The organism is Cytobacillus firmus (assembly GCF_023657595.1).
Classification (GTDB): Bacteria; Bacillota; Bacilli; order Bacillales; family Cytobacillaceae; genus Cytobacillus; species Cytobacillus firmus_B.
This window is the reverse complement of the sequence record NZ_CP098323.1, coordinates 4,611,475-4,637,585: the sequence shown is the minus strand read 5'-3', so window position 1 is coordinate 4,637,585 and position 26,111 is coordinate 4,611,475. Positions and strand designations below refer to the sequence as shown.

Annotated in this window: 23 protein-coding genes; 19 read left to right on the top strand and 4 right to left on the bottom strand. The window is 41.3% G+C overall.

Annotated elements, in window-relative coordinates:
- Positions 1-8: 8 nt before the first annotated feature.
- Complete coding sequence (locus tag NAF01_RS23240) at positions 9-2,051, bottom strand: BglG family transcription antiterminator (protein WP_250801306.1); 2,043 nt, start codon at positions 2,049-2,051, stop codon at positions 9-11.
- A 284-nt stretch (positions 2,052-2,335) separates the two neighbouring features.
- Here NAF01_RS23240 and NAF01_RS23235 point away from each other — a divergent pair, with 284 nt between their 5' ends.
- From NAF01_RS23235 to NAF01_RS23165, 15 genes are all read left to right on the top strand, one after another.
- Complete coding sequence (locus tag NAF01_RS23235) at positions 2,336-3,304, top strand: sugar-binding transcriptional regulator (protein ID WP_250802532.1); 969 nt, start codon at positions 2,336-2,338, stop codon at positions 3,302-3,304.
- Positions 3,305-3,426: 122 nt separating this feature from the next.
- Positions 3,427-3,759, top strand: a complete 333-nt coding sequence (locus NAF01_RS23230; RefSeq protein WP_250801305.1) for a bh protein — start codon at positions 3,427-3,429, stop codon at positions 3,757-3,759.
- Between the two features lie 349 nt (positions 3,760-4,108).
- Complete coding sequence (locus NAF01_RS23225; protein WP_250801304.1) at positions 4,109-4,534, top strand: transcriptional regulator GutM; 426 nt, start codon at positions 4,109-4,111, stop codon at positions 4,532-4,534.
- Positions 4,535-4,548: 14 nt separating this feature from the next.
- Positions 4,549-5,076 carry a PTS glucitol/sorbitol transporter subunit IIC gene (srlA, locus tag NAF01_RS23220; protein ID WP_250801303.1) on the top strand — a complete coding sequence of 176 codons (528 nt, stop codon included), beginning with the start codon at positions 4,549-4,551 and terminating at the stop codon, positions 5,074-5,076.
- A gap of 12 nt (positions 5,077-5,088) precedes the next feature.
- Positions 5,089-6,102, top strand: coding sequence for a PTS glucitol/sorbitol transporter subunit IIB (gene srlE / locus NAF01_RS23215; protein ID WP_250801302.1), 1,014 nt, complete (start codon positions 5,089-5,091; stop codon positions 6,100-6,102).
- A gap of 144 nt (positions 6,103-6,246) precedes the next feature.
- Positions 6,247-7,185, top strand: a complete 939-nt coding sequence (locus tag NAF01_RS23210) for a sugar-binding transcriptional regulator (protein ID WP_250801301.1) — start codon at positions 6,247-6,249, stop codon at positions 7,183-7,185.
- Between the two features lie 253 nt (positions 7,186-7,438).
- Entirely contained in the window at positions 7,439-8,716 is a 1,278-nt protein-coding gene (locus NAF01_RS23205; protein ID WP_250801300.1) for an NAD(P)H-dependent oxidoreductase, read from the top strand.
- 37 nt (positions 8,717-8,753) lie between these two features.
- Positions 8,754-9,107, top strand: coding sequence for a PTS glucitol/sorbitol transporter subunit IIA (locus NAF01_RS23200; RefSeq protein ID WP_250801299.1), 354 nt, complete (start codon positions 8,754-8,756; stop codon positions 9,105-9,107).
- A gap of 163 nt (positions 9,108-9,270) precedes the next feature.
- The gene (locus NAF01_RS23195) at positions 9,271-10,251 is read left to right on the top strand and encodes a thiamine pyrophosphate-dependent dehydrogenase E1 component subunit alpha (RefSeq protein WP_284709513.1); all 981 of its coding nucleotides are present in this window, start codon (positions 9,271-9,273) and stop codon (positions 10,249-10,251) included.
- A 17-nt stretch (positions 10,252-10,268) separates the two neighbouring features.
- The gene (locus tag NAF01_RS23190) at positions 10,269-11,258 is read left to right on the top strand and encodes an alpha-ketoacid dehydrogenase subunit beta (RefSeq protein WP_250801297.1); all 990 of its coding nucleotides are present in this window, start codon (positions 10,269-10,271) and stop codon (positions 11,256-11,258) included.
- Between the two features lie 16 nt (positions 11,259-11,274).
- On the top strand, positions 11,275-12,612 hold the full coding sequence (locus NAF01_RS23185) for a dihydrolipoamide acetyltransferase family protein (protein WP_250801296.1): 1,338 nt from the start codon (positions 11,275-11,277) through the stop codon (positions 12,610-12,612).
- A 13-nt stretch (positions 12,613-12,625) separates the two neighbouring features.
- Positions 12,626-14,026, top strand: coding sequence for a dihydrolipoyl dehydrogenase (gene lpdA, locus NAF01_RS23180; RefSeq protein ID WP_250801295.1), 1,401 nt, complete (start codon positions 12,626-12,628; stop codon positions 14,024-14,026).
- 56 nt (positions 14,027-14,082) lie between these two features.
- Entirely contained in the window at positions 14,083-14,349 is a 267-nt protein-coding gene (locus NAF01_RS23175; RefSeq protein WP_250801294.1) for a phosphocarrier protein HPr, read from the top strand.
- Positions 14,350-14,527: 178 nt separating this feature from the next.
- Positions 14,528-15,496, top strand: coding sequence for a methyl-accepting chemotaxis protein (locus tag NAF01_RS23170; RefSeq protein WP_226618664.1), 969 nt, complete (start codon positions 14,528-14,530; stop codon positions 15,494-15,496).
- Between the two features lie 13 nt (positions 15,497-15,509).
- Positions 15,510-17,507: a methyl-accepting chemotaxis protein gene (locus NAF01_RS23165; protein WP_250801293.1), complete on the top strand. Its 1,998-nt coding sequence runs from the start codon at positions 15,510-15,512 to the stop codon at positions 17,505-17,507.
- Positions 17,508-18,179: 672 nt separating this feature from the next.
- Here NAF01_RS23165 and NAF01_RS23160 read toward each other — a convergent pair.
- Genes NAF01_RS23160 through NAF01_RS23150 form a run of 3 tightly spaced genes read right to left on the bottom strand, consistent with a single transcriptional unit; the run spans position 18,180 to position 19,729 of the window.
- Positions 18,180-18,455 carry a hypothetical protein gene (locus NAF01_RS23160; RefSeq protein WP_048009162.1) on the bottom strand — a complete coding sequence of 92 codons (276 nt, stop codon included), beginning with the start codon at positions 18,453-18,455 and terminating at the stop codon, positions 18,180-18,182.
- Complete coding sequence (locus NAF01_RS23155) at positions 18,440-18,700, bottom strand: CGCGG family putative rSAM-modified RiPP protein (RefSeq protein WP_250801292.1); 261 nt, start codon at positions 18,698-18,700, stop codon at positions 18,440-18,442. The genes NAF01_RS23160 and NAF01_RS23155 overlap by 16 nt, the downstream gene beginning before the upstream one ends.
- 60 nt (positions 18,701-18,760) lie before the next feature.
- Positions 18,761-19,729, bottom strand: a complete 969-nt coding sequence (locus NAF01_RS23150) for a nuclease-related domain-containing protein (RefSeq protein ID WP_250801291.1) — start codon at positions 19,727-19,729, stop codon at positions 18,761-18,763.
- Between the two features lie 531 nt (positions 19,730-20,260).
- On the opposite strand from NAF01_RS23150, the gene argH reads away from it, so the two are divergent.
- From argH to NAF01_RS23130, 4 genes are all read left to right on the top strand, one after another.
- Entirely contained in the window at positions 20,261-21,751 is a 1,491-nt protein-coding gene (argH, locus tag NAF01_RS23145) for an argininosuccinate lyase (RefSeq protein WP_250801290.1), read from the top strand.
- Between the two features lie 225 nt (positions 21,752-21,976).
- Positions 21,977-24,094 carry a BglG family transcription antiterminator gene (locus tag NAF01_RS23140; protein ID WP_250801289.1) on the top strand — a complete coding sequence of 706 codons (2,118 nt, stop codon included), beginning with the start codon at positions 21,977-21,979 and terminating at the stop codon, positions 24,092-24,094.
- 13 nt (positions 24,095-24,107) lie between these two features.
- Entirely contained in the window at positions 24,108-24,377 is a 270-nt protein-coding gene (locus NAF01_RS23135) for a PTS sugar transporter subunit IIB (protein WP_250801288.1), read from the top strand.
- A 123-nt stretch (positions 24,378-24,500) separates the two neighbouring features.
- Positions 24,501-25,763 (top strand): PTS ascorbate transporter subunit IIC, encoded by a 1,263-nt coding sequence (locus NAF01_RS23130; protein WP_048009154.1) that lies wholly within the window; start codon positions 24,501-24,503, stop codon positions 25,761-25,763.
- The last annotated feature ends 348 nt before the right edge of the window (positions 25,764-26,111 follow it).

Below are 26,111 nucleotides of genomic sequence, written 5' to 3'. Positions count from 1 at the left end.
CTGCCCATTCAACTTCCATTTATAGTAAACCAGGCATCGGCAGCGTCTTTTGCTTCTATTAATCGTTCCATTTTCACTTTATCCTCAGCTAGCTCAGCTAATTGGGATAGTGCTTTCAGATGCTTGTTCTGGTTATAAATGGCGAGTGGTGTAACTATGGAAACCTTGTGCCCATTCGCAAAGGTAACTGGATTTTTTAGTATCAGCATGGCGAAGGCATCGGCGGATACTCCTTTTTCAGGAGATGCATGCGGGATCGCCATACTGTTTCCTAAAAAGCTATAAATCTGCTGATGATTATTTTCTTCAAGAAGGGCTTTTACATATGATGGTTTGATAATGTTATTTCTTATCAAGGGGTCACATGCAAGAACTATGGCATCCTGCCAGGTTTCTGCCCGATCTTTTATTTGGATAAACTCATTGGGCAAAAACTGTTTCAAACCATAGGCAAGGATTCTATTTCCTGCAGTCTCTATACTTTGTTTAGGCTGAAACAAATTGGACAACGAGGTTAATAGGGCTACTTCATCTGTTACGATAGCATTCTCTTTAATTGTTTCCATTACCCTGCTAATATTTACGGTTGTATAACTGGCCTCATCAATGGAATTGATTACCTGATTTCGCAATGTTTCTTTTTCAATTAAAGTCATAAGTGGATTAATTAAAAAAGAGGGCTTTGATGATTGAACTGGAATGGTGCTAAACACAATATCGTATTCAAGCTGGTAAGCCTGAAATTGTCTTAATGATAGACTTTCAACAAAGTGAAACTCCGGAAAAATCTCCCTCAATGTTTGTCTCATGATTTTGGAAATGGTAAGCCCATTTGTACAAACGACCAAGGCTTTCTTCTTTTTTTTGAGTTCCTCTCCCTGTTTAATAAGCTGTCCGGCCAGAAACATTGTAATAAAGGCAATCTCACCAGGAGGAAACTGATCTTGGATTAGCTCCTCCAGAGGACTAATTGAAGAGGAAACCATATCATGTAATTCCGTATATTCCTCAATCATTTCAAAAGAATAATGCTCCCTAAGAGTAAGGTGATATTTGATGCGGTAGTATGCTGGTCTCATATGGAGCAGAAGTTTTTCAAGAATCTCGTTCTTATCAGCAATGAAAATACACGACTTTTTCTCAAATAAGAGGAGTACCTCATTAATTGCACCTTTTAGATCCTGTAAGTGCTGGTCAGTAAGGATCTCTGCTGAGTGAACATTTGAAGTTAATAACTGAAGTGTGAGCCATATTCTCTCACTAACTGGAATATCCGTTTCATCCTTTAATAGCTTTTGGGATGCAGTATATTCTTTAGTATCTGCTAATTCCTCTATCCCAACATGAAAGTCTTCATTCATTAAATGCCCTTGATTTATTCTGATAAAAATTAATTCTATGACATATGGCAACCTCTCATAGCTTTCATCTGTTAAGTGGATCTCTAACAGCTCTTCAATAGATCTTATTTTTTCTTGCATGTGACGTATATCTATTTGCAGGAACTTTTCAAAGTACATATGCCCATTAAAGAGATTTAAAACGGATTTAACAACTATGATTAACAATTTACGTATTTGGAATTCTTCTCCGCTAATATCATAGCCTTCCGTCCTCGAATAGTGGATAGCCAAAGAATATTCCCCCAGGAACTCTGAGGCTTCTTTGATATCTTTAATGGCTGTATTTTTGCTGACATTTAAGAGATCCATAATATGGAATAGTGATACTTCTTCCTTTTTGCCTAGTAAATATAAAATAATTAATAATGCCCGTTCTTTTTCCGTAGGAATATACTCCTCAAGGAGTGCAGACTGTGAATGGTAAATGGAAAAATAATCAAATACCTTTTTATCGATAATAAAATATCCATTGCGGCTTTTGGTGATGGGCAATAAATTTTTCAGGCCCAGCCACTGATTGATCTTTTCGATAGAATAGGCGATTTGCCGTCTGCTAAGGTTTAATTTTTCTTCCAGTTCCTTACTTTTTATTTGAGGTGTCCGTATTAATACATTTAGTAAATTAACACTTCGATCATCAAGGAACATGTCTATAACCTCCTTGGGACTTATTATATTTTAAATTATTTGATAATTGTAAACGTTTTCATAACAACTTTTATCCTGCAAAGCGAAAAATTTTGTATAAGACTGCACTGAACAATTGTTCGACATGGGAACTTTTGTATAAATTACCTGATTGGAACGGAATAGTCAATCACTATTTAGAAATACAACAGATTTCGATCCTTTTTTAATTAAAAAAGGGAGTATGGTAAAATAGCCTAAACTATCAAAAAATGATTTAATAACCTGGCGTTAAAGGAGTAATGATTGTGGACTGGCATGAAAAGAGGCAATTGGTGAAGGTTGCAAACCTATATTATAAAGAAGGTCTGACACAGGCGGATGTAGCAAAAAAACTAAAAGTTTCGAGGCCTGTCATTTCAAAGCTGCTGCAAAAAGCAAAAGAGGAAGGTATCGTAAATATCTACATTAAAGATGAGAGTGTTATGACAGTGGAGCTGGAACAGAAACTGGAGCAATATTTCCATCTGGAAAGTGCTATTGTGGTCCCCAATGATAATTTACCGGGAGAAATGGCCAAACAGGCAATTGGTCAGGCTGGAGCCACATATATATCCCGAAATTTAAAAAATGTGCAGAGTATAGGAATATCCTGGGGTACCACACTTGCCAGCCTAATACAGGAATATCCCTATGAACGCCGAAATGATATTCAAGTAGTTCCTTTAGAAGGAGGAATGGGCGTTAAGGAAGTCGAAATACATGCTAATCACTTAGCAAATGAACTGGCGAAGAAAATTAAAGGGCAATGTACTTATTTATATGCACCGGCCATAGTGGCAACAGAAGAACTCAAAGAAAGGCTCATGGCTATGCAGGATATTGAGCTGGTTTTACAAAGCGGGCGAAATGTGGATATGGCGATTATTGGCATCGGAAATCCATATAAAGAATCTACTTTAATGAAAATAGGATATTTACAAGAGGATGACCTTTCACAGCTGCAAAAGCTTGGGGTGGTAGGTGATATTGGCTTCAGATTTTACAATAACCAAGGTATACAAGTAGATGATACAATAAATAAGCGGGTAATCGGAATATCGCTCGAGGAATTAAAAAATATTGAGACGGTCATTGCTCTTGTTGAAGGGCAGCAAAAAGCAGAGAGTGTTTTGGGTGCACTGCATGGCCGGATTATTAATGTCTTGATAATTGATGAAAAGACGGCAAGCGCTGTAATAAATAAGTACGAAAGCGAAAACGAAAAGTTTTGAACAGAACAGTGTCTGACCAAAAGTTTTCTGTATATAATATAATTAGATTACTGAATTTAAATAAAAATCAAGGTATTCAGGATTTCAATTTTTAAGAATCCTTAATAAGGAGTAGAGTATAAATGAAAATTTCAGAAACCGATACCTATCTTTTTTGCTCAAAATGCCTGGACGAAACCCTGCATCATGTAAGATATTTAAATGGGAAAATTAATAAGATACAATGTGAAAATTGTAAGCGTACAAATGAGATGAATATGGATTTTAAAAGAGAATTATACAAGGAAGTATATAAAAGAATTACTTCAAAGCCGTTTAGATTAACCGAAGAATTAAAAAAAGATCCTAACAAATTAGCAGAAGATCTGCCCAAAAGAGTCCTTAGCAAACCATATCGTCTTATGAAATATTTGAATGAAACAAAAGAATCCTATAAAAAAATAAAGGGAGAATAGTATTTCATTCTTTTATTCTGTATACAGTCCGGCAAAGGCTGATTCAGAGCTGTTTTTAATGCAGTTCTGAGTCAGCCTTTTTATATTGTAAAAAAATGCTTCAGCCAGGAAATTCATGGTGCGTACAACTTACTCTCCATAAGATTCAGATAAATATAAAAATTGATTGACAGTACTGATGATTTAAATTATTCTTAATACTAACAAATGTAACAGAGTGTGTCATATGTGAAATAATTAAGATTATTGTTTAAAGGTTTAACATTTGTTCCGATGGGTTTATCTGTCTTCTAAATGTAAGCGGTTACTATTCTGGGATTAATGCAAATTTATATTAAGGGGGAATTTTGTGAAACTCGTTGTAATCCTATGTGCCCTTCTAATCATTCAACATGCCCTTTCGCTTGTGCAGATTAAATATTATAAGAAAAGCCTCGACAAAATCATCAGTAATTATAAAGGGGAAGACGGTTATTTCGTATTCTCCGGCATGGAAAGGTCAAAATTCAGCCCTGGCGCTATCGTCATCATGGTGGTAGACCAGGACTACATGATCCATGAGTGTTATATGTTAAAAGGAATGACAGTTTTTACAAAATTCAAGCCATTAGATCCATATAAAGGCAGTCATGTAGGTGAAGTTTTGAAAACGATAAAGGATAAATCTGTAGATAAAAAGGATAGGGGTATACCGTCCTATTGGAAGGCATTGGCGAAGGCAGGGGAATCTGCCCTGTTATCTATTTCAAAAAATAAAATTTCGGTTGGACATTAAAGGGGGAGCGTATTATGGAATGGGTAAAATGGTTTGGAGAACATTTTATAGGAATGTTTAATGCAGGTGGAGAAACATTTATGGGATTATTTACAGGAATTGTCCCGACCTTAGTTGTGCTTTTGACGTTTACCTATGCAATTATGAAGTTTGTAGGTGAAGAAAGGGTAACTCGGATTATTCAATTTGCTGCAAAGTACCGTTTGCTGCGTTATACATTAATGCCGGTTTTATCGGTTCTGTTATTAACCAATCCAATGGCTTACACATTTGGCAGGTTCCTGCCTGAAAAGCAAAAGCCTGCTTTCTATGATTCAGCCGTTTCATTTGTTCATCCTGTAACTGGCTTATTTCCTTACGCTAACGCTGGTGAGCTTTTTGTTTATCTGGGAATTGCAAATGGAATTAAGGAGCTGGGTCTTCCAGTAGCAGACCTGGCTGTCCGTTACTTTTTAGTTGGGGTTGTTATCATTTTGATACGCGGAATAGTAACAGAGTTAATTACGAATTATTTAGCTAAAAAAGAAGCAGGAGTACAATAAGGGGGTATCCAAATGAGTGAGCGTACAGTATTTGTTGCAAAAGGATCAGGCGGATGGGGCATCGGTCTTCATATTCAGCCTAAGGGAAAGAAGAATAAAGTTGTTTCTATTACTGGCGGCGGCATCCACCCTGTTGCAAAAAGAATTGCAGAACTGACTGGCACTCAGGCTGTTGATGGTTTTAATGGGTCATATCCGGAAGAAGAAATGATGTGTGTGGTCATTGACTGCGGAGGAACTGCCCGTATTGGCGTTTACCCTATGAAGCGTATTCCTACAGTTGATGTTTTGCCGTCTTCTCCATCCGGCCCGCTTTCAAAATATATTACTGAAGACATTTTTGTATCTGGTGTGACAGTAAAAGATATTACACTAGCGGAAGACTACGAAGAAGTTGCCGGGGCGCAGGAAGCTGTAAATGAGCCTAAATTTGATACGAAAGATAAAGAAAAATTTAAAGAAGATTATGACCAGCTGAAGAAAGAGCACGCAGGCAAGGGAGATAACTTCCTTCTCAGGTTTTCTAAAGGGATTGGGAATGTCACGGGGACATTCTACCAGGCCGGCCGTGATACGGTTGATATGCTAATAAAAAACATTATTCCGTTTATGGCTTTTGTCAGTATGCTGATCGGTATCATAAACTATACTGGAATTGGTGATGTGATTGCGAATTCCCTCTCCCCATTAGCCAGCTCGATCTGGGGACTGCTAGTGATTGTTATTGTATGTACAATCCCATTTTTATCCCCTGTTCTTGGACCCGGGGCAGTTATTGCACAGGTAGTGGGTGTTCTAATTGGGAGTCAGATTGCATTGGGGAACATTCCGCCGGCCTATGCTCTGCCAGCACTATTCGCCATTAATGGGCAAGTAGGCTGCGACTTCATTCCTGTTGGCCTGTCACTTGGAGAAGCCAAGCCGGAAACGGTCAGATACGGGGTTCCTGCTGTACTTTACAGCAGATTGATAACAGGGGTATTATCAGTTGTAATTGCCTACTTTGCGAGCTTCGGTATGTATTAAAATATTGTTAAAGGACTCAGAAACTATGCAAAAATGAGCCAAGTAATTGTGCTTTTGATGCATAGTTTTCTCTTCTTTATTCTAATTGGAAGTATTTTCAAGTAAAATCTAATCAGAATAGGAGTTTCCGATAGAGGAGGAAATATGATTACGCTGGATAATCGGAGAATTTTAGTAAAGGTAGCACAAATGTATTATAACGAAGGCGCTACTCAATCAGAAATTGCACAGAAAATCGGGGTCAGCAGATCCCTGATTTCAAAGTATTTAACGAAAGCAAGAGATTTGGGGATCGTTGAAATAACCATTCATGAGGAAGGCCTGCAGCAGTTCAGTCAGTTAGAAAGAAGAGTTGAGCTTTTATACAATATCCGGGAAGTAGTTTGTATTGAAAGTGTCGGGCAGGAATCGTCAAAAAGGCAGTTGGGTGAAGCCGTAAGTGATTTTTTACAGAGAGTTATTAGGGACGGACAGATTATTAGTTTTTCATCAGGAACTACATTGAATGAGGTTGCTAAAGTGCTTCATTCGCCCCAAATATACCCTGAATTAACGGTAGTGCCTTTAGTAGGAGGTGTCGGAAACGAGAATGTAGATATTCATTCTAACTCCATTGTGGCTAAAGTGGGCTCAATCCTTCAGGCTAACTATAAACTGCTGCATATTCCAGTAATGGTGGATACAAAGGAAGCTAAGGAAATTTTGATGAGACAGCCATCAATAAAAAGTACATTTGATTTAGCAGCCAAGTCTGATATCGCTGTCGTAGGAATTGGAGGAAAACCTGAGCATTCAACAATGGTGAAATCCTATCTGGGACCAGATCATGAGTCTATTGCGTGTAATTCAGAAATAGTGGGAGATATATGCTACAACTTTATTAACAAATTTGGAAAGCCTGTTCAGAATCCGTGGAATGATAGAGTGATCTCTCTGGAACTTGAAAAATTGAGTCAAATACCGCTTGTAATAGGTGTGGCTTCGGGGCTGGAAAAGGTTGAAGCTATTAAGGCTTCGCTTGAAGGAAAATTGATTGATGTTCTAATAACGGATGAAGCTACGGCAAATGGGCTTCTTACATAATTCAGAGCTATGCTGATCATTCAGCGTAGCTTATCTTTTATCGAAAATAAATAATTAAATAAATTTTTTGAAAGTTCTTACTTGACATCCCTTTTATTGAGGCTTAAACTTGCATTGTAGGAACAAATGATAATCTAATTCACAAATGTTAATAATTTTGTTTAAATGTTATGGTTGGTAACGCATGTTACATCATCATAACCGTACAATGAAAATGTAAGCGCTACAATATAAAAAGCTGGAGGTCTGGAAAATGTCTATTTATCAGCAACTATTGACACGTGAACGGGAAAACGCTCCTATCCGGGTGGGGGTTATAGGGGCAGGTCAAATGGGATTCGGTATGATTACACAAATCTCAAGAATCCCTGGAATGATCGTAACAGGAGTATGTGACGTAAATACTGAGGCTGCACGTAAGGCAGCAGATTACTATAACTCACAATCAAAAAAAAGGAATCCGGTTTTGGTAACGAACGACTATCGGGAGGTCATCCAATCAAGAGACGTGGAAGTAGTTGTTGATGCGACCGGAGTTCCTGAAGTTGGTGCCAATATCTCCCTTGAAGCATTAAGGTCCAAAAAACACCTTGTTCTTCTGAATGTAGAAGTGGATATTACTATTGGATCAGTCATGTACCAGCTTTTCAATAATGCAGGACTGGTTTACACCGGTTCAGCAGGTGATGAACCAGCTGCGACTCTTGAACTCTATGAATTTGCAAAAACGATGGGCTTGGAAGTATTAGTTGCTGGAAAAGGAAAAAATAATAAATTAAATCCTCTTTCCAATCCTGACGTCTGCAGAGAAGAAGCTCAAAGGAAACATATGAGTGCGCATATGCTCGCTGCATTCCAGGATGGAACAAAAACGATGGCAGAAATGAATCTGCTGAGTAATGCCACAGGGCTAATTCCGGATCTGACCGGAATGCATGGGGTTTCTGCAACACTTGAAGATGTGGCTGATAAGCTTAATCTAAAGGAAAATGGCGGGGTTTTAAATAACTTTGGAGTTGTTGAATATGTAGATGGCCTTGCACCAGGTGTATTCGTCATTGTGAAAAGTGAGCTGGAGCCGGTTGATGAAGAATTACGCTATTTAAAAGTAGGAAACGGGCCGCATTACACACTATACCGTCCATATCATCTTGCAAGTTTAGAAACACCGGTCACAATTGCAAAGGCTGTTCTTCAGCATGACTCTTCTATTCATCCGCTTGGAGCACCTGTATCCGAAACAGTGGCCGTAGCAAAACGGGATATTAAAGCTGGAGAGTCCGTTGATGGAATTGGCGGATATTCTGTAAGAGGAGTTCTGGAGACGCACTCTGACATGAAAACCAATGGCCATATCCCTATTGGACTTATCAGCGGAAAAGTCGTTGCAAAAAAGGATATTAAAACGGGTCAATTCTTAACTCAAGACGATGTTGAGTTAGACAAGGAAACAACTGTCTGGAAACTGAGATCCCTCCAGGATCAGCTTTTTACATTAAATCCAGAGAAAAGCCCTGTTATCAAACTATAAAAATAAAACAAAAGTAAGGTTAATGGAGGTTAATAAGGTGACAAAAACAGTTGTAAAAGAAATTGGAGTGCTGGTGCCAACCTTTAAAGAAGACAGGATTGTAATTTTATTTGGCCCTCAGGCACCAAAAGAGCTAAGGGAAATGGCAGTAATTCATGAGGTTGAAAGTTTAACAGATGAGCCATTAAAAGCAGGCGGAACTATTTCGTTTGATAATGAATCCTTTACAATTACAGCACTTGGATCCCACGCCAATAAAAACTTTAAGGAATTGGGGCACATTTCCATATATTTTCAAGAGCCATTAGAGGATGTATTGCCAGGGGCAGTATTTGCCTCTCCGCATAAATTCCCTTCTATTCAGGATGGAACCGTTATTACTTTCAATTAATTTTAATAATAAACGAACTTATTAAAGGGAGAAGGAGGAAAAGATTTAACATTTTCCCTTTCCCCCTTTTTTTGTTGACACTTGACTTATTGGTGTTTAGATTATATGATTTTTACAAATGTAACACATATGAACAAATGTAAAAGGAGGATGAAAAATGAAGGTGCAAAAGCTAGAACTGCCTAAAATGATTACGGAAGATAAGTTGAAAGATCTGTATAAAGAAATGTGGATGATTCGATACTTTGATGAAAAAGTCGATCAGTTTTTTGCCAAAGGGATGATTCATGGAACTACCCATTTATGTGTTGGGCAGGAAGCCTCTGCTGCAGGTTCAATTGCTGTGATCGGAAGAAAGGACAAAATTGTAAGTACACATCGGGGACACGGTCATTGTATTTCGAAAGAAGGAGACGTCAATAAAATGATGGCGGAGCTCTTTGGCCGAGAAACAGGCTATTGTAAAGGGAAGGGCGGCTCGATGCATATTGCGGATGTGGAAAAAGGCAATCTGGGTGCAAACGGCATTGTCGGCGGCGGTCTCCCTCTTGCTGTAGGAGCAGCTTTAACCTCGAAAATGAAGAAGGAAAATTATGTAGTGCTCTGCTTCTTTGGAGATGGAGCTTCAAATGAAGGAAGCTTCCATGAATCTGTTAATCTTGCGGCTATCTGGGATCTTCCCGTTGTGTTTATTTGCGAGAATAATCAATATGGCATGTCAGGACCGGTTAAAGACATGACCAGAATAGAAAATATTGCTGATCGCGCGGGTGCTTACGGGATACCAGGAAAGGTCGTTGACGGCAATGACATGATTGAAATCATTAATACAGTAAATGAAGCTGTGGAAAATGCGCGGGATGGAGCAGGCCCGACTCTAATTGAAATGAAAACGTACCGCTGGAAAGGACATTCCAAGAGTGATGCAAAAAAATACCGCACCCGTGAAGAAGAGCAGGAGTGGAGAGCGAAAGATGGCATTAAACGCTTTAAAGAAACCCTGATCAATGCAGAAATATTCACTGAGGAAGAAGCAAAACAGCTGCAGGATGAAGCTTATCAGGCCATAGAAGAGGCAGTAAAGTTTGCAGAAAATAGTCCGGAACCATCAATGGATAGCTTACTGGAAGATGTATATGCCTAAGGAGGAGGATGAAAATAATGGCAGTTAGAGAGATTACTTATTTGGAAGCAGTTCGCGAGGCAATGAGCCAGGAGATGCGGCAAAACGATGATGTTTTTATCCTTGGTGAAGACATTGGTGTTTACGGAGGAGCTTTTGGAGTTACTCGTGGAATGATAGAAGAATTCGGGCCGGAGCGTGTTCGCAATACACCGATATCTGAGGCGGCCATTGCAGGGGCTGCGGTTGGTTCTGCTTTAACTGGAATGCGCCCTATTTTAGAACTTCAGTTTTCCGATTTCATTACCATTGCCATGGATCAAATGGTGAACCAAGCTGCCAAAACCCGTTATATGTTCGGAGGGAAAGGCAAGGTGCCAATGGTTTTAAGAACCCCTGCTGGCTCCGGAACTGGAGCGGCAGCCCAGCATTCACAAAGTCTTGAAGCTTGGATGGCTCATATTCCTGGATTAAAAGTAGTTCAGCCTTCAACAGCTTACGATGTAAAAGGATTGTTAAAAGCTGCAATTGATGATGATAACCCTGTCATTTTTTATGAGCATAAACTTCTGTACAAAACATCTTCCCATGTTCCTGAAGAAGCATATTCAATCGAACTGGGTAAAGCAGATATCAAACGTGAAGGCACCGATGTGACCATCGTTGCTACAGCAATTATGGTTCATAAGGCGCTTGAAGCGGCTTCAGAACTCGAAAAAGAGGGCATCAGTGCCGAAGTAATCGATCCCCGAACTATAGTACCGCTGGATAAAGAGACCATTATTAATTCAGTTAAAAAGACTGGCAGATTAATAGTTGTACATGAAGCCGTGCAGCGCGGAGGCATTGGCGGGGAGATAGTCAGTGTAATTGCTGAGAGTGAGGCCTTTGACTATCTGGATTCTCCAATTAAACGCCTTGGGGGCAAGGAGGTTCCCATTCCGTACAACCCTAAATTAGAAAAAGCTGCTATACCACAGGTGCCAGACATTATTGAAGCAGTTAAAGAAACGGTAAAGTATAAATAAGAAGGAGGGGGATACGGTGGCTAAAGAAATATTTATGCCTAAACTCAGCAGTACCATGGAGGTCGGCACTCTCCTTCAATGGTTTAAGGAAGAAGGCGACTCAATAGAGATAGGTGAACCGCTTTTTGAGATCATGACCGATAAAATTAATATTGAAGTTGAGGCATACGACCAGGGAGTTTTGCTGAAAAAGTACTTTCAGGAAGATGACCAGGTGCCTGTTAACCAAATAATTGGATACATTGGAGAAAAGAACGAGCAAGTACCTGAAAATTCTCCCGGTATTTCAGGAGGTACAGAAGCTGAAAGCCAAAGTCCTGATGAAGAACCTGTTACGGAAAAACAGGAAGTACCTAAAGAAGCTGGAGCATCCAATGAAGGCGAAAAGGTCAGGGCAACACCTGCTGCCCGTAAACAAGCCCGGATGAATGATGTAGAGCTAGTATTTATCCAGGGAAGTGGTCCTAAGGGAAGGATCCAGAAAAAGGATGTATTGGCTCACTTGGCATCCTCTTCACCTAAGGCAACCCCGCTTGCGCGTAAAGTGGCAGCTTCAGAACAAGTGCCTCTTGGTGACATTAAAGGAAGCGGAGTTAATGGCAAGATTTTGAAAAGTGATATCTCTACTGCTGTAAATAACAGGACCTCGAGTACTGCAGCAGCAGAGCCGAATCGCAAACAGATGTCAGGGATGAGGAAGGTTATAGCTAAAAGGATGTCTGAAAGTGTTAATACAGCACCTCATGTGACACTTACTACAGATGCAGACATGACAAAGGTTAAGGAACTTAGAACTTCGTTATTGCCTGTCATTGAGAAACAGACTGGGCTCCGTTTATCTTTTACGGATATTCTAATTAAAGCAGCAGGGAAGGCACTTTCCAGACACCCGGGAGTCAATGTTTCCATTGAGGGAGAGGAAATCATTCAGCATGAACAAGTTCACATTGGTCTTGCCGTGGCTGTTGAGGATGGGCTTATGGTTCCTGTTATCAAGAATGTTAATGAAAAAGGACTGGCACAAATTACGGAAGATGCCAAAGAGGCAGGCAAACTTGCCCGTGAAAATAAATTGCACCCAAATCAGCTGAAGGGTTCAACCTTTACAATCAGTAACTTGGGCATGTATGCAGTCGATGTATTTACACCGATCATTAATCAGCCAGAGAGCGCCATCCTGGGAGTTGGCCGAATTCTGGATAGGCCAGTAGCAGTTGAGGGAAATTTGGCTGTACGCCCAATGATAACACTGAGTCTTTCCTTCGATCACCGTGCAATGGATGGTGCGCCAGCGGCTGCTTTCCTTACAGAATTAAAGTACATTCTTGAAAATCCATTCGAATTATTGGTGTAGGGAGGTGGAGAGCTTGGAGAAAACATATGATGTGATTGTTATAGGTGGAGGACCTGGAGGATATGTTGCCGCTCTTCATGCAGCGGAGTTAGGTAAGAAGACAGCAGTAATTGAAGCCGACTTTCTGGGGGGAACCTGTTTAAATAGAGGCTGTATCCCCTCTAAGACTTATTTAAAACACTCAGAAATAATTGAACAAATTGAAAAAGCAAGGGATTGGGGAATCGATTCAGGTGAGTTAACCTTATCTCTAAGTAAAATGAGACAAAGAAAAGATGAAGTGATAAATCGTTTGCGCAGCGGAATCTCCTATCTGCTCAAACAAGGAAAAATAGACATTTATAATGGCTTCGGGTTGATCCAAAAAGATGGAAATATTAGAGTAACAATGGGTTCCGAGGAGAAAGTGCTAAAATCCGAAAAGGTTATTCTTGCTACAGGCTCGACTCCAGCTATTCCCAAGATTCCAGGTCTTGAAGCAGTTCAATACGAAACGAGTGATACGATCTTTGATCTGGAAGAGATACCCGAATCGGTGATTATTATAGGGGGCGGAGTAATTGGGGTTGAGTTTGCAACAATCTTCGCATCTCTAAAATCAGATGTAACCATTATAGAAGCAGCCAGTCAGATTGTGCCTTCTGAAGATAGTGAGGCTTCCAAATTTCTGACAAAATCATTAAAAAAGAAAGGCATCAAAATACATACTGGCGTCAGTGTCCAGGATGTAAATGAGACTGGCGGTTTGAAACAAGTAAAATGCAGTGACTCAAAGGGAAATATAGTATCGTTTGATGCAGCGTCACTACTGGTTTGCACAGGCCGCCGTCCGAATCTTTCAGCAGCTAAAGAGGTAAACATTGAACATAATGGGCCATTTATAAAGGTTAATGACAGATTGGAAACCAGCTTGCCGAATGTCTATGCTGTCGGTGATATAATTGGCGGCTGGCAATTAGCACACGCTGCAAGTGCGGAAGGTACGGTAGCTGCTGCCAATGCGGCAGGCGGCAACGAAAAAATTGATTATAAAGTAATGCCCCGCTGCATTTATACACTTCCTGAAATTGCATCAGTAGGATTAACAGAGGACGAAGCGCGCAAGCAAGGGCTGGATGTAAGAGTAGAAAGGTTCGATTTTGCTGGAATTGGTAAAGCCTTGAGTGCTGGGGAGCCGGAAGGCTTTACGAAGATCATTTACGAAGCAAAATACGGTGAAATTATCGGAGCGGTTATGGCAGGCTCACACGTTACAGAATTAATTGCTGAGGCATCTGCTTTTATGTATCTCGAAGGAACAATAGAAGAAGCTGCAAAAATGATTCATCCACACCCATCTTTGTCCGAGTCCTTTTATGAGGCAGCTGTTAAAGCAAAATACAAATTAAACAGTTCTCATAAGGTGCTCACCTAAAAAAAGACATTTGTAATTTGATAATTAAATAATCTAAAAGGGTGAAAAAACGGAATATGATTGAAAAAACATTCACTGTTATTGATGAAACCGGTATCCATGCAAGACCGGCAACGATCCTGGTACAGACAGCAAGTAAGCATGATTCGGAGATAAAGTTGGGCTATAAAGAGAAAGCTGTTAATTTAAAATCGATTATGGGTGTAATGTCACTTGGAATTCCCAAAGGTGCAATGATAACCATAACAGCAGAAGGCGCTGACCAGGAAGAAGCGATAAAAAACCTGGCGGCTTTGCTAAATGAGCATAAGCTTGCTGAATAGTAAAAAGCAACGCCTGCAAAGGAACGTGTTTTTAACATGTTCCTTTTTTGTGTTTCCTGGGAACTTTACTGTTTACTTGTTAAAAATATTTATAAAGAACTATTGTATTAAAAAAAAGAGTGAAAAAGGTCACAAAATTTCACGTTTTCTGTCGATATAATAAAGGAGTATATAAGAGATGGGGAGATCAATGATGTTCGGAAAAGGAAAGGTTAAGCAGCTGGAAGAGGAAAAACGGGAACTGGAAGCAAAGCTCCAGTTTGCTGAAGAAGAATTTCAGCGCAGAGAAAAATATTATCAGACACTAATAACTTCTTTTAATGAAGATTTGACGACTACAGTAAGCCAGCATGAAATAGTTAATGGTCAGCATTATATGCTGGGCGACCTGGTTCTGAAAATAAAAGACGGTTTTGAAAATGTAAAAAGACATAGCGAAGCTACTTTTTCAAACAGCCTCACTTTATCAGATAAAGGGGGAAATCTGATTCAATCTGCAAAAGAGATGGTCAAAAGCTCGGAGGAAGGCCGCGGATCCGTCAGTAAGTCTGAACAGCTGATTAAGCAGCTGGGAGAGCAGCTGGAAGTGAACTCACAGAAAATGGAGGCGCTGAGCAAACGGTCAAAAGAAATCGAGATGATTGTTCAGGTCATTAAAGATATTGCAGACCAAACGAACCTTCTTGCTTTGAATGCGTCCATCGAAGCGGCACGAGCAGGCGAGCAGGGCAAAGGATTTGCAGTCGTGGCGGATGAGGTCCGGAAACTGGCCGAAAGCACAGCGACAAGCACCGCGAATATCAGCTCCCTGACGAAAAATATTCAGGACGATATTGAAGCAACATTGAATTCAACAGTCGCCAGCACCGAGTTAATTAAAAATGGCATGTCACTGAGCGGCCAAACTACCAGCAAAATTGATTCGATCACGAACCTGATCCGTACAGTTGAATCAGAAGTCGGTGAAGTGATTGAAATGATCAACATTCAGAAGGGGTATTCCGAGGAAGTAGCCGATGAGATTGCGGATACCAAGTCTGTTTTTGATCAAGTGAAGGAACTGATTCAGAGGCATATTGACGATGCCAGGGTGGTTGACGAGAAGCTGGAAGGCGCCATCTCGCAGGTTAAAGCTGTAAATTACTAAAAGGGGTAAATCTATGAAAAAGAAAAGACAGAAACAAAAAGGGTCGCTGTTCTCATTTACGATTAGAAAAAAATTATTGCTTTCATTTATTATTATTCTATTAATTCCTTCTATTTCAATCGGATACATATCCTATCAGAAGGCACATGATGAGATAAAGAATCAGATTACCATGAGTGCAGATGAGAATGTTAAAATTCTTGATCAATTTATTATGAACTTTATTAAACCTAAGATGGAGGATACAAATTACTTTTCCAAGCGGATCAAAAAAGATTTCTATACAGAGGAAGAATTAGATAAAACAACAAATGCTTTTAGCCAGTATAAAGAGCTCCATCCGGAGGCAGTGGCTATTTATGCAGGCTCTGAAAATGGCGATTTGGTTATCTACCCCCGTGCAGATCTGCCAGCTGACTTTGATGCCACTACACGCCCCTGGTATCAGGGAGCAATGGAGGCAAAAGGAAAAGCCTTCATTACAGAGCCATATGTTGACGCTGTAAGTGGAAATATCCTAATTACAGTAGCCCAAAAGCTTGGCGACAGCTCTGGCGTTATCGGCATTGATTTAAGCCTGTCCGCTCTAAGCGAGCTATCCAATAACATTAAAATTGGAAAAGAGGGCTATCCTGCCATTTTAAGCGCGGAGGGAAGCTTTTTAGTACATCCGCTGGAGAAGCCGGGCACCCAGGCAGAAGGCAGCTGGCTGCCGGAAGTCCTGGAAAAGGAAAAGGGACAGGTTGAGTACACGCTTGAAGGCGTAGAGAAAGAAATGCACTTCACCACCAATGGCCTGACAGGCATGAAGGTAATCGGCACGATGAACCTGGGAGAAGTGACGTCAGCTGTCCAGCCTATCTTAGTGTCGACAATCATATTTATTGCCATCTTCGTCCTTGTGGGTGCACTTGTTTCTTACATTATTGTCCGTTCGATTACCCGCCCGCTCAATCAGCTGATCGCTGCAACCGATAAAGTCAGCGAAGGGGATCTGACCCAGAAGTTTATTGTCAGGAACAACGATGAAATCAGCAAACTGGGTGTCAGTTTTAACAAGATGGTCCTATCGCTGCAGCAGCTGATCAACCAGGTGAGCGAAAAAGCGGTCCATCTTGCATCCTCATCGGAACAGCTGACAGCAAGCTCTGAGCAGAACAACATGGCAACAGAGCAGGTGGCCAATTCCATCCAGGAAGTAGCTTCGGCAACTGAGCAGCAGACAGAAAAAGTGAAAGAAAGCACCTCTGTCGTCAAAGAAATGTCCGGCCGCATTCAGCAAATTATGAGTAACACAAATGTCGTGGCAAAAACGGCCAATGAGACAAATGAAGTTGTGGTAAAAGGAAATGAAGCCATCGACCTTTCGACGAACCAGATGAAAAATATTAATGTAACAGTCTCTGAACTGGGTTCCATTGTTCATACATTAGGGAAACGTTCGGAGGAAATTGGCCAGATTGTCAATGTTATTTCTGCCATTGCCGACCAGACGAACCTGCTCGCACTAAACGCAGCTATTGAAGCTGCAAGAGCAGGCGAGCACGGAAGAGGCTTCGCCGTTGTCGCTGATGAAGTCCGCAAGCTCGCAGAACAATCATCCAAGTCAACCGAAAGCATCCGCGAATTGATCTCAACGATTCAGACGGATACAAACAAAGCCATCTCTTCCATGGAAAAGGGAACGGCTGAAGTGGAGAAGGGAATTGACCTGGTGAACAATGCCGGAGATGCCTTCAGCCACATCCAGCAATTTGCTGACACCGTTTCGGGCCAGATCGCAGAAGTCTCCTCATCCATCAGGGACATGGCCGAAGGCGCAGACCAGGTAGTGGAACTCGTCAGCGCAATCGAAGAAATTGCCGCAGTCACCACAGCCGAAAGCCAGGACGTATCCGCTGCTACAGAAGAACAGCTGGCGTCGATGGAAGAAATTGCGGCATCGGCTGCATCACTTTCAGGGATGGCGGAGGAACTGCTGGATTCTATTAAGAGGTTTAAAGTGGAGTAAATGTGAGGGACCCGCCAGATTTGGCGGGTCTGTTTTTATGTGGCCGTGGGTTCGGAATGTGAACGATGCAAATAGCGTGCGGAAACTTGCAAATAGATGCTTTAACCTGCAAATAGGGCCAGGAATTCTGCAAATTGAACAGGTTAAGTACAAATAGTTAGCTCGATTCTGCAAATAGACAAACTGCATAAGAACAGGAAACGGCTCGCTTAGTAGATTTGCAAATAAAACCGTGGATTCCGCAAAAAGAAGAACTGCATACTGAACGGAAACGGCACACATAGTAGATGTGCAAATAAAACTGGGGATTCTGCAAATAAAAACGAAGTAAGCTGCAAATAGCAGACTGGATTCCGCAAAAAAACGAACTGCATACTGAACAGAAACGGCACCATAGTAGATTTGCAAATAAAACCGGAGATTCTGCAAATAGAACAGAGTAAGCTGAAAATAGCAGGCTGAATTCTGCAAATAGAACTATAAAATTACAAATAGCAAGCTGATTCCTGCAAATAGACGAGCAGCAAAAGATCCGGGAACAGTATACGATAATCAACTGGAAAATAGAGTCATAGATTCTGCAAATAGACGCAGGCTTCCTGCAAATAGAGACCACTCCTCACCAAATAAAAAAAGCTGCAAAAGCGCATCCAGTGCTTTCGCAGCTCCCGTTTAAGGAAAATAGATATCAATCCGATTCTTATCTCTCCGCATAATATAATAATTTTGAAAGTCCTCGCCTATCAATATATTACGATACTTCTTAGAATTGATGGTTACGATCCGTTTTTTATTTTTGATAAAGTAAATCGTTCCGTGATGAACATAAATCTCATTAAAACTAATCCCATCCCGATCGATAAGTTCATCTTCATAATAGTAATTTAAAATAACATGCCGGTTCTTATAATCACACAAAATGGTCAGGTCCCTCACTTGTTTTTCCATACCCTCAAAACATACCCCCCGCATCCGCATTGATCGATAAATTGAGAGTCCACTTTATTTCCGAAGTATAGGAGCAGTGCTTCAGTTAGGTAGTTATCGGGATTTCCTAACTCAGCTGGTGTGACTATATTGACATAATACCCTTTAGCTGTCTGGCTTACTGCCGCCATCGTATCGTTGATGAGAAGCTCCACATCACTAGCGTAATTACCATGCTCAAGTGAAATAGACCAATTCTTTTCCATATTAGCACCTCAATTCAGCTTAATTATAAATTAACTTATTGGAAAAAATTGTGAGGTGTATCACTGTTCAAGTGTTTTTTCGTGGATACGGTGTCTTTTATTTCTTTTAGAAGAAAGGTTCATCCTGGAGAGTATTCTTGAAGCAGTATAGGGGGATGGGATATGGGTGAAAGAGCGGAATTCCGAGTTGGTAATTGCCGGTTTAATAAGCCGGAAGTAGTCTTGGACTGCAGCCTCATGGGCTAAGTGAGAGGAAAATAAACACATTGGACAGTGCCATTTCCCCCAATGGAATATCATCGGAAGGGAAGTGCATTTAGGACAGCTGACACCAGTCAGAATTTCTTCAGCTGAGACATTGAAGTGCTCGAGAATCTCGGATTGTACAGGGGTATGTTTTTTTAACAAAGTCCGGCATAGCTTCCGAATCTCCTTAGAATCAGTTTTTTCCTGAGGGTACTTATTTTCAATGCCATTCATTTTGGATAAAAGGTGATGAGAGTGTAAGACTTTCTTAGATATTTGCAGCGGATCTGTCTCTGCCTTAATTATGGTGGAAGGATGGCTGATTACAACTAAAAAATCAAGAGGAATGCGAGGAAACCCATTAAGATCAAGCCAGTTTCTAAACTGGTTCGTCTGATGCCAGGCTTGTGAAATGGGGTCTGGAAATCCTTCTTCTTTGTCGTTTTGGATGCGGATGACCTGCTGGAATTGAGGGTTGAAAATCAAGGTGCCTGTCCAATTTTTAACTTCCAATATGAGTGCAAAATTTGCCGTGAGCAGCAATGCATCGATTTGAAAAAATTGCGATCCGTTTGATAACCGCAAATCATGAAATATCCAATACTTTTTATGTTCCAGAAAGCTTAAGTAATAAAATAATCTTTCTTCTCCCTTAAATCCCGCGCTTCTCTTTTTATATTCTGAGATCACTTTCTCACGTGAGGGGTGCTGTTCGGGGATTCTTCTTACCAACGCTTCAAGCTGGAGGTTCAATTCGGGGACTTTCAGGCTTTTACTAATCAAGTATAGCTCTCCTTTCTGTGTTTACTTAGTTATTTTCGATATAAATGTCTATATACCTCTTTTTAGATGGGAGTCTATTTGCAAGTTTTCGTGCTCTATTTGCAGATTCTCCACCTCTATTAGCCGCGGGCACTTCCACGGTTTCTCTATTTGCAGGAAGAAGGTAGCTATTTGCAATTTTCCCGTCTTATTTGCGCAAAATCCCCTTCTATTTGCAAAATCCCTCATCTATTTGCAACCTTCCCCACTCAATTTGCAAAGTTCACAATCGACAAAATTCGGCTAGTGCCTGTCACCAAGGGGCGAGGGGACAAAAGTTATTCAATTGTCCATCTAATGGAAACCCGGATTGATCCCAATCCCGTTAAAGATTTATTCCGGCTGGATGAAGTGCCTTTTACAATAGCTGCAATATCAGCATTTTAATTGCCCACGCATATACTAAGATATATTTATTTCCATAGCTTATTTCATTGAAGAAGCCTCCAGAAGCTTTGGTCGGAATCATTGTCATAAAACGGAGTTGAAAAAATGAGCAAATTAGAAGAGTTTATTAAAAATGAAGGCCATGTCTTTCCAGGCAAAACATATGCAGAAGAACTGCTGATGCCGGTTTTCAATGACCAGAGGGATTATCTGTTTCATGTCATGTTTGATATCCACCGGGCTCATGTCATCATGCTGGCAGAACAGGGAATCATTCCGGAAGATGAAGCAAGAACTATGCTCGAAGGAATTAATAAAGTGGCAATGTCAGACACAAGCTCATTATCCTACCAGCCTCAATTTGAAGATCTCTTTTTTATGATGGAAGCGAAAATAGGAGAAGAGATCGGCGATGAGCTGGCCGGGAAAATCCATATTGCCCGAAGCCGAAATGATATGGGCATCGCGATGTACAGGCTGGTCCTGAGAGAACACCTGCTCCAGCTTTTGGGCAGTGCCTATCAGCTTAGTGAGGCATTGCTTGAGCAGGCGGATGAGCATAAAGAGACCTATATGACCGGGTATACCCATACACAGCCGGCCCAGCCGACCACGTTGGGGCATTACCTGCTGGCTGTTTATGATGTCCTTCAAAGGGATATCAACCGGCTGTGGGCAGCCTATAAAACCGTAAACAAATCCTCTCTTGGCGCAGCGGCCCTGACAACGACGGGCTTCCCGATTTGCAGAGACCGCACGCGTGAACTGCTGGGATTTGAGGGAATTATCGAGAATTCATATGACTCGATTGCGGGAGCAGATTACCTGCTGGAGACCTCATCAGCCCTGATGACCTGCATGGTGAATACCGGCCGGTGGATTCAGGATTTCCTTCAGCATGTAACGAGAGAGTTTGGCACCTTCCAGGTGGCGGACCCTTACGTGCAGGTAAGCAGCATAATGCCTCAGAAGCGGAACCCGGTTTCCATTGAGCATTCCAGATCCATTGCCAGCAGCGCCTATGGTGAAGCGTATGCTGCCATGAACATGGTCCATAACACGCCATTCGGCGATATTGTCGATACTGAGGATGATCTGCAGCCCCATCTGTATCGCGCTTTTAATAATGCGAATCGGGTATTAAAGCTGATGTATGCCGTGATTGCCACTTTAAAGGTCAATAAAGACCATGCGAAAGAAATGGCCAAAAAGTCGTGCATCACGATCACCGAACTGGCTGACACCCTGGCAAGAGACTACAGCATCCCATTTCGGAAAGCCCACTCCATTGCCGGCTATATTTCGAAACAAACCGTGAAAGAACAGAAAGAGCTGTGCGACTGGAAAGTAGAGGATGTAAATGAAGTTATTAGGGGATATGTTCCCGTTTCCCTGTCAGAGGAAGAGTGGAAGAAAATCATCTCCCCTGAATACTTTGTACAGATCCGCAGCCTCCAGGGAGGACCGAATCCGGATGAGGTCTCGAGAATGATCAAGGATCGTAATGAAACCCTCACAGGGGACCTGCTCAGCTATGAGGGGATTGTGAGAGGACTTAAGGAGAAACGGGAGAATTTAATTAACTTTAGATTTTGACTAGTGTTGTATTTAAAAAAGCGAAACTCGCCATTAGCGAGTTCGCTTTTTTTATTTCTCTGCTAATATGAGTCCAACTCTTGCAAAAACCCCTTTACAGAATTCGGACTTCATTTTGTGCAGTACAGGAGTATAATACGTAGTAAGCAGACAATTCAATGAATTTAAAGTCTGACTTTTTGCAAACTTACTATTTAGAATCAGGTAAAGGAGGGAGCGCTCCCGATGATTCTTGACCAGCGCTGCATGGCGATTTTGACGAAAATGGTCCATGCACCTACACATGTTTCTCCGCAGGAGCTTATGGAGGAATTACAGATTTCCAAGCGGACTGTTTATTATGATGTTGACAAAATTAATAGCTGGCTAAAAGACCAGGGTTTAGATGAGCTGAAGTATGTTCGTGCTGCTGGATTTTTTCTCGATGAAGAAGAAAAGCAGCAGATTAAACAGCGGCTGCATTCGTTTGATAAAGCTGGCAGTTATGAGTTTTCGCGCAAAGAAAGAATGGCCTGGACTGCCATCCTTATCCTGACCCGTGAGAAAACCATTTATCTTCAGGACCTGATGGATAAGCTGGGTGTCAGCAGGAGTACGCTTCTGGCAGATATCAGGGAATTAAAAAAGCAGCTAAGCCAGTTCCAGGTTCAGTTGAATTTCCATAAACCTTCAGGCTACTATATTGCCGGCGAAGAGCAGGATAAGAGGAAAATGCTGATAAACTTCCTGTCACAGGTTTTAACCAACCGCGGCTGGAATGATCTATTATCTGAAGTCCAGTTAACCATCCAGGACACGCCTGGACTGTCACCTGAAATGTTTCAGCGGACTGATTTAGAGACGATTTATGAAATTCTGAATGAAAGTGAATCATTTTCCGGCGTTCATTACACAGATGAAGTGATGGAGACGCTAAGCGCCCATATATTTATGCTCATCAAAAGGTTTAACCAGGAAAAATACATCAAGATGGATCCTGTTGAAAAACAGGTCATTAAAGAAACGAAAGAGTACACCGCTGCTCAATTTATTTGCCGGAAAATTGAAAGCGGTTTCCATATTGAGGTTCCTGATGATGAAGCCTGCTATCTTGCAACTTACCTGTTAGGGGCGAAAATAAGCGACTATGATACACATGAGCTGGAAAATCAGGACCTTGCTATCCTCAAATCAATAGCAGTAGGAATGGTCGATGATTTTCAAAAGTATGCCTGCGTATTTTTTCAAAACCGCAAGGAACTTGAACGAAATCTATTGATTCATTTAAAACCGGCATATTTCCGAATCAAATATGGGATTGAACTGGAGAATCCATTATCTAAATCTGTACAGGAGTCTTATCAGGACCTGTTTATTCTAACCAAAAAGGTGGTTCATCATTTTGAATACGTGCTTGGCAAAAAAGTATCGGATGATGAAGCGGCCTATATTGCGATGCACTTTGGAGGCTGGATTGATAAAGAAGGCGTCAGGGTGGAAGCCCGCAAAAAAGCGGCTGTGGTGTGTGCCAGCGGAATCGGCACGTCCCGAATACTTCAGAAACAAATTGAAGATCTCATGCCGTTTGTCGATGTGGCGAATGTATACACCGTCCGTGAATATGAGAAAGCGCCCCTGGCTGATTTGGATTTTGTCATTTCGACCACGCCGGTATCCCTGAAAAATGTACCGGTGTTTATTGTAAATCCGATTCTTAACCCGTCTGAGAAGGAATCCCTGCTTAAGCAGGTTCAGGCATCAGAAAAAAAGCCTAGATCAGAAAACATAGACGCATTGATAGACATTATCCGGAAGCATGCAGATATAAAAGACGAAAGCATGCTGATCCAGGAATTGAAAGTTTACTATCAATCAAATAAAGAAGCAAAAAGTGAGGTGGATCAAAAGCCAATGTTAAATGAAGTTCTAACCGCCGATAAAATTCAATTTGCAGATTCTGCTGCAAGCTGGCAGGAAGCACTGCAAATGGCGTCACAGCCGCTATTGGCTGATCAATCCATCAGCCAGAATTACATTGATGCCATGATTGAAAATGTGAAAGAAATGGGGCCATATATCGTCATCGCACCTGGAATTGCCCTTCCTCATGCCCGCCCTGAAGCTGGTGTGAACAAGCTGGGAATGAGCTTTCTGCAATTAAAGGAGAGCTGTGCTTTTTCGGAAAAGCCGGAACATCAGGTTAGATTATTCTTTGTGCTGGCAGCCATCGATAATGAAACCCATTTAAAAGCATTATCCCAGCTGTCCAAAATGCTGTCTGACAGCGATAACCTTGAAAAGCTCCAGAAAGCTGATACAGCAGCTGGCGTATTGGAAATTATTAATCAATATTCACAAGACTAAGGAGGAAATAAAAATGAAAAAAATTCTAGTAGTATGCGGAAATGGACTTGGAAGCAGCTTTATCGTGGAAATGAACGTGAAAACAGTTTTAAGTCAATTGGGTGTGGAAGCAGATGTTTCACATACAGATTTAACAACGGCTAAATCCGAAAAAGCGGACATCTACCTGGGATCTAAAGACCTGATTTCCAATTTGGATGACGGAACAAGAACGATCATTGGTTTGACAAACATCCTTGATCAAAATGAGCTAAAAGCGGCATTGGAATCACATTTATCCTAATAGAGAAAAAAAGAGCAGGCGGAAAAATCCGCCCGCTGAAAAATATAAAGAACAAGTACAGTATAACTAAAAAACTGGTCAGATGAAAGAGAGATACAGAGGATTTAAAAAGGAGGGGTTAACATGTTTGATTTCATCATGAATGATATATTGGGCACACCCGCCATCCTGGTTGGCTTATTCGCCTTGTTTGGCTTGCTTCTGCAGAAGAAAGGTATTGCCGATGTCATATCAGGCACGCTTAAAACGATCATGGGCTTTCTCATCCTGAATGGAGGAGCAAGCATCTTAATAGGCTCACTTGATATTTTCGGAAAAATGTTTGAAAAGGCCTTCCATATCCAGGGTGTTATTCCGAACAACGAGGCCATCGTTGCGATTGCCCAGCAGACATTTGGGAAAGAAACCGCGATGATCATGCTATTCGGGATGGTCATGAACATTATAATTGCCCGTTTCACACCGTTTAAATATATTTTCCTTACCGGACATCATACTTTATTCATGGCCTGCCTGATCTCAGCAGTATTTGCAACCGGCGGAGTGACAGGGCTTCCGCTGATCATTATCGGGTCTATTATTCTGGGATTATTAATGGTATTCATGCCTGCGCTTGTCCAGCCATATGTACGAGAAATTACGGGCAATGACAGCATCGCTGTCGGCCACTTCGGATCTTTCGGCTACTTTGTTTCCGGCTTTATCGGAAAGCGTGTAGGGGATAAATCCAAATCGACGGAGGATATCAAAGTGCCAAAATCACTTGGATTCCTGCGTGATACCTCTGTTGCGATGTCTCTGACAATGACGATTCTCTTCCTGGTTGTGGCGCCGATTGCCGGAAAAGGCTATGTGGAATCTGAATTGAGCGGCGGAGTGAACTTCCTTGTGTTCTCGCTCATGCAGGCCATTACGTTTGCAGCAGGTGTATATGTCGTCCTTGCCGGTGTGCGGATGCTGATTGCGGAAATTGTTCCAGCTTTTAAAGGAATCGCTGATAAAGTGGTAAAAGATGCGAAGCCTGCCCTTGATTGTCCGGCAGTGTTCCCTTTTGCGCCAAATGCAGTTATTATCGGATTCCTATTCAGCTTCGTAGCTGGCTTGCTTTCCATGTTCCTTCTTCCATTATTCGGATTGAAAATTATCGTGCCAGGTCTGATTCCACACTTCTTCACAGGTGCGGCGGCAGGGGTATTCGGAAATGCGACTGGAGGCAGACGGGGAGCGATGATCGGTTCTTTTGCCAACGGTCTATTAATCTCATTCCTTCCGGCCTTATTGCTGCCGGTTCTTGGCTCACTAGGATTTGAGGGAACTACCTTTGGAGACTCGGACTTTGGGGTTGTGGGGATTTTATTGAGCTTCCTTATTAAACTATTTTCTTAATCTAGTTATTATTGGGACTTCACTTTGATGTGGAGTCCCTATTTGTTTTTCAGAAAAAATTTGGGTTAGCCTATCGGCAACTGTAGATAGTCATAGTAATCTATTTATAAAATTCGAGATATGTTGCAAAAACGCAACACCGCTAAAAAGGAAAAGAATGAATCATAGGTCCTCCTGCCTCGTGGAGAACTGTTTTTTTCACCCTTTAATGCGCTGTCGCAACACCTGTTGCGGTATTGCAACATTTTTCTACTAAATATATAGTTAAAATATTACAAAAAGCGGGAAATATCAGCATTTTTCGAATTTTTAAATGTTGGCACACTTCTTGCATTAATAATTTATGAG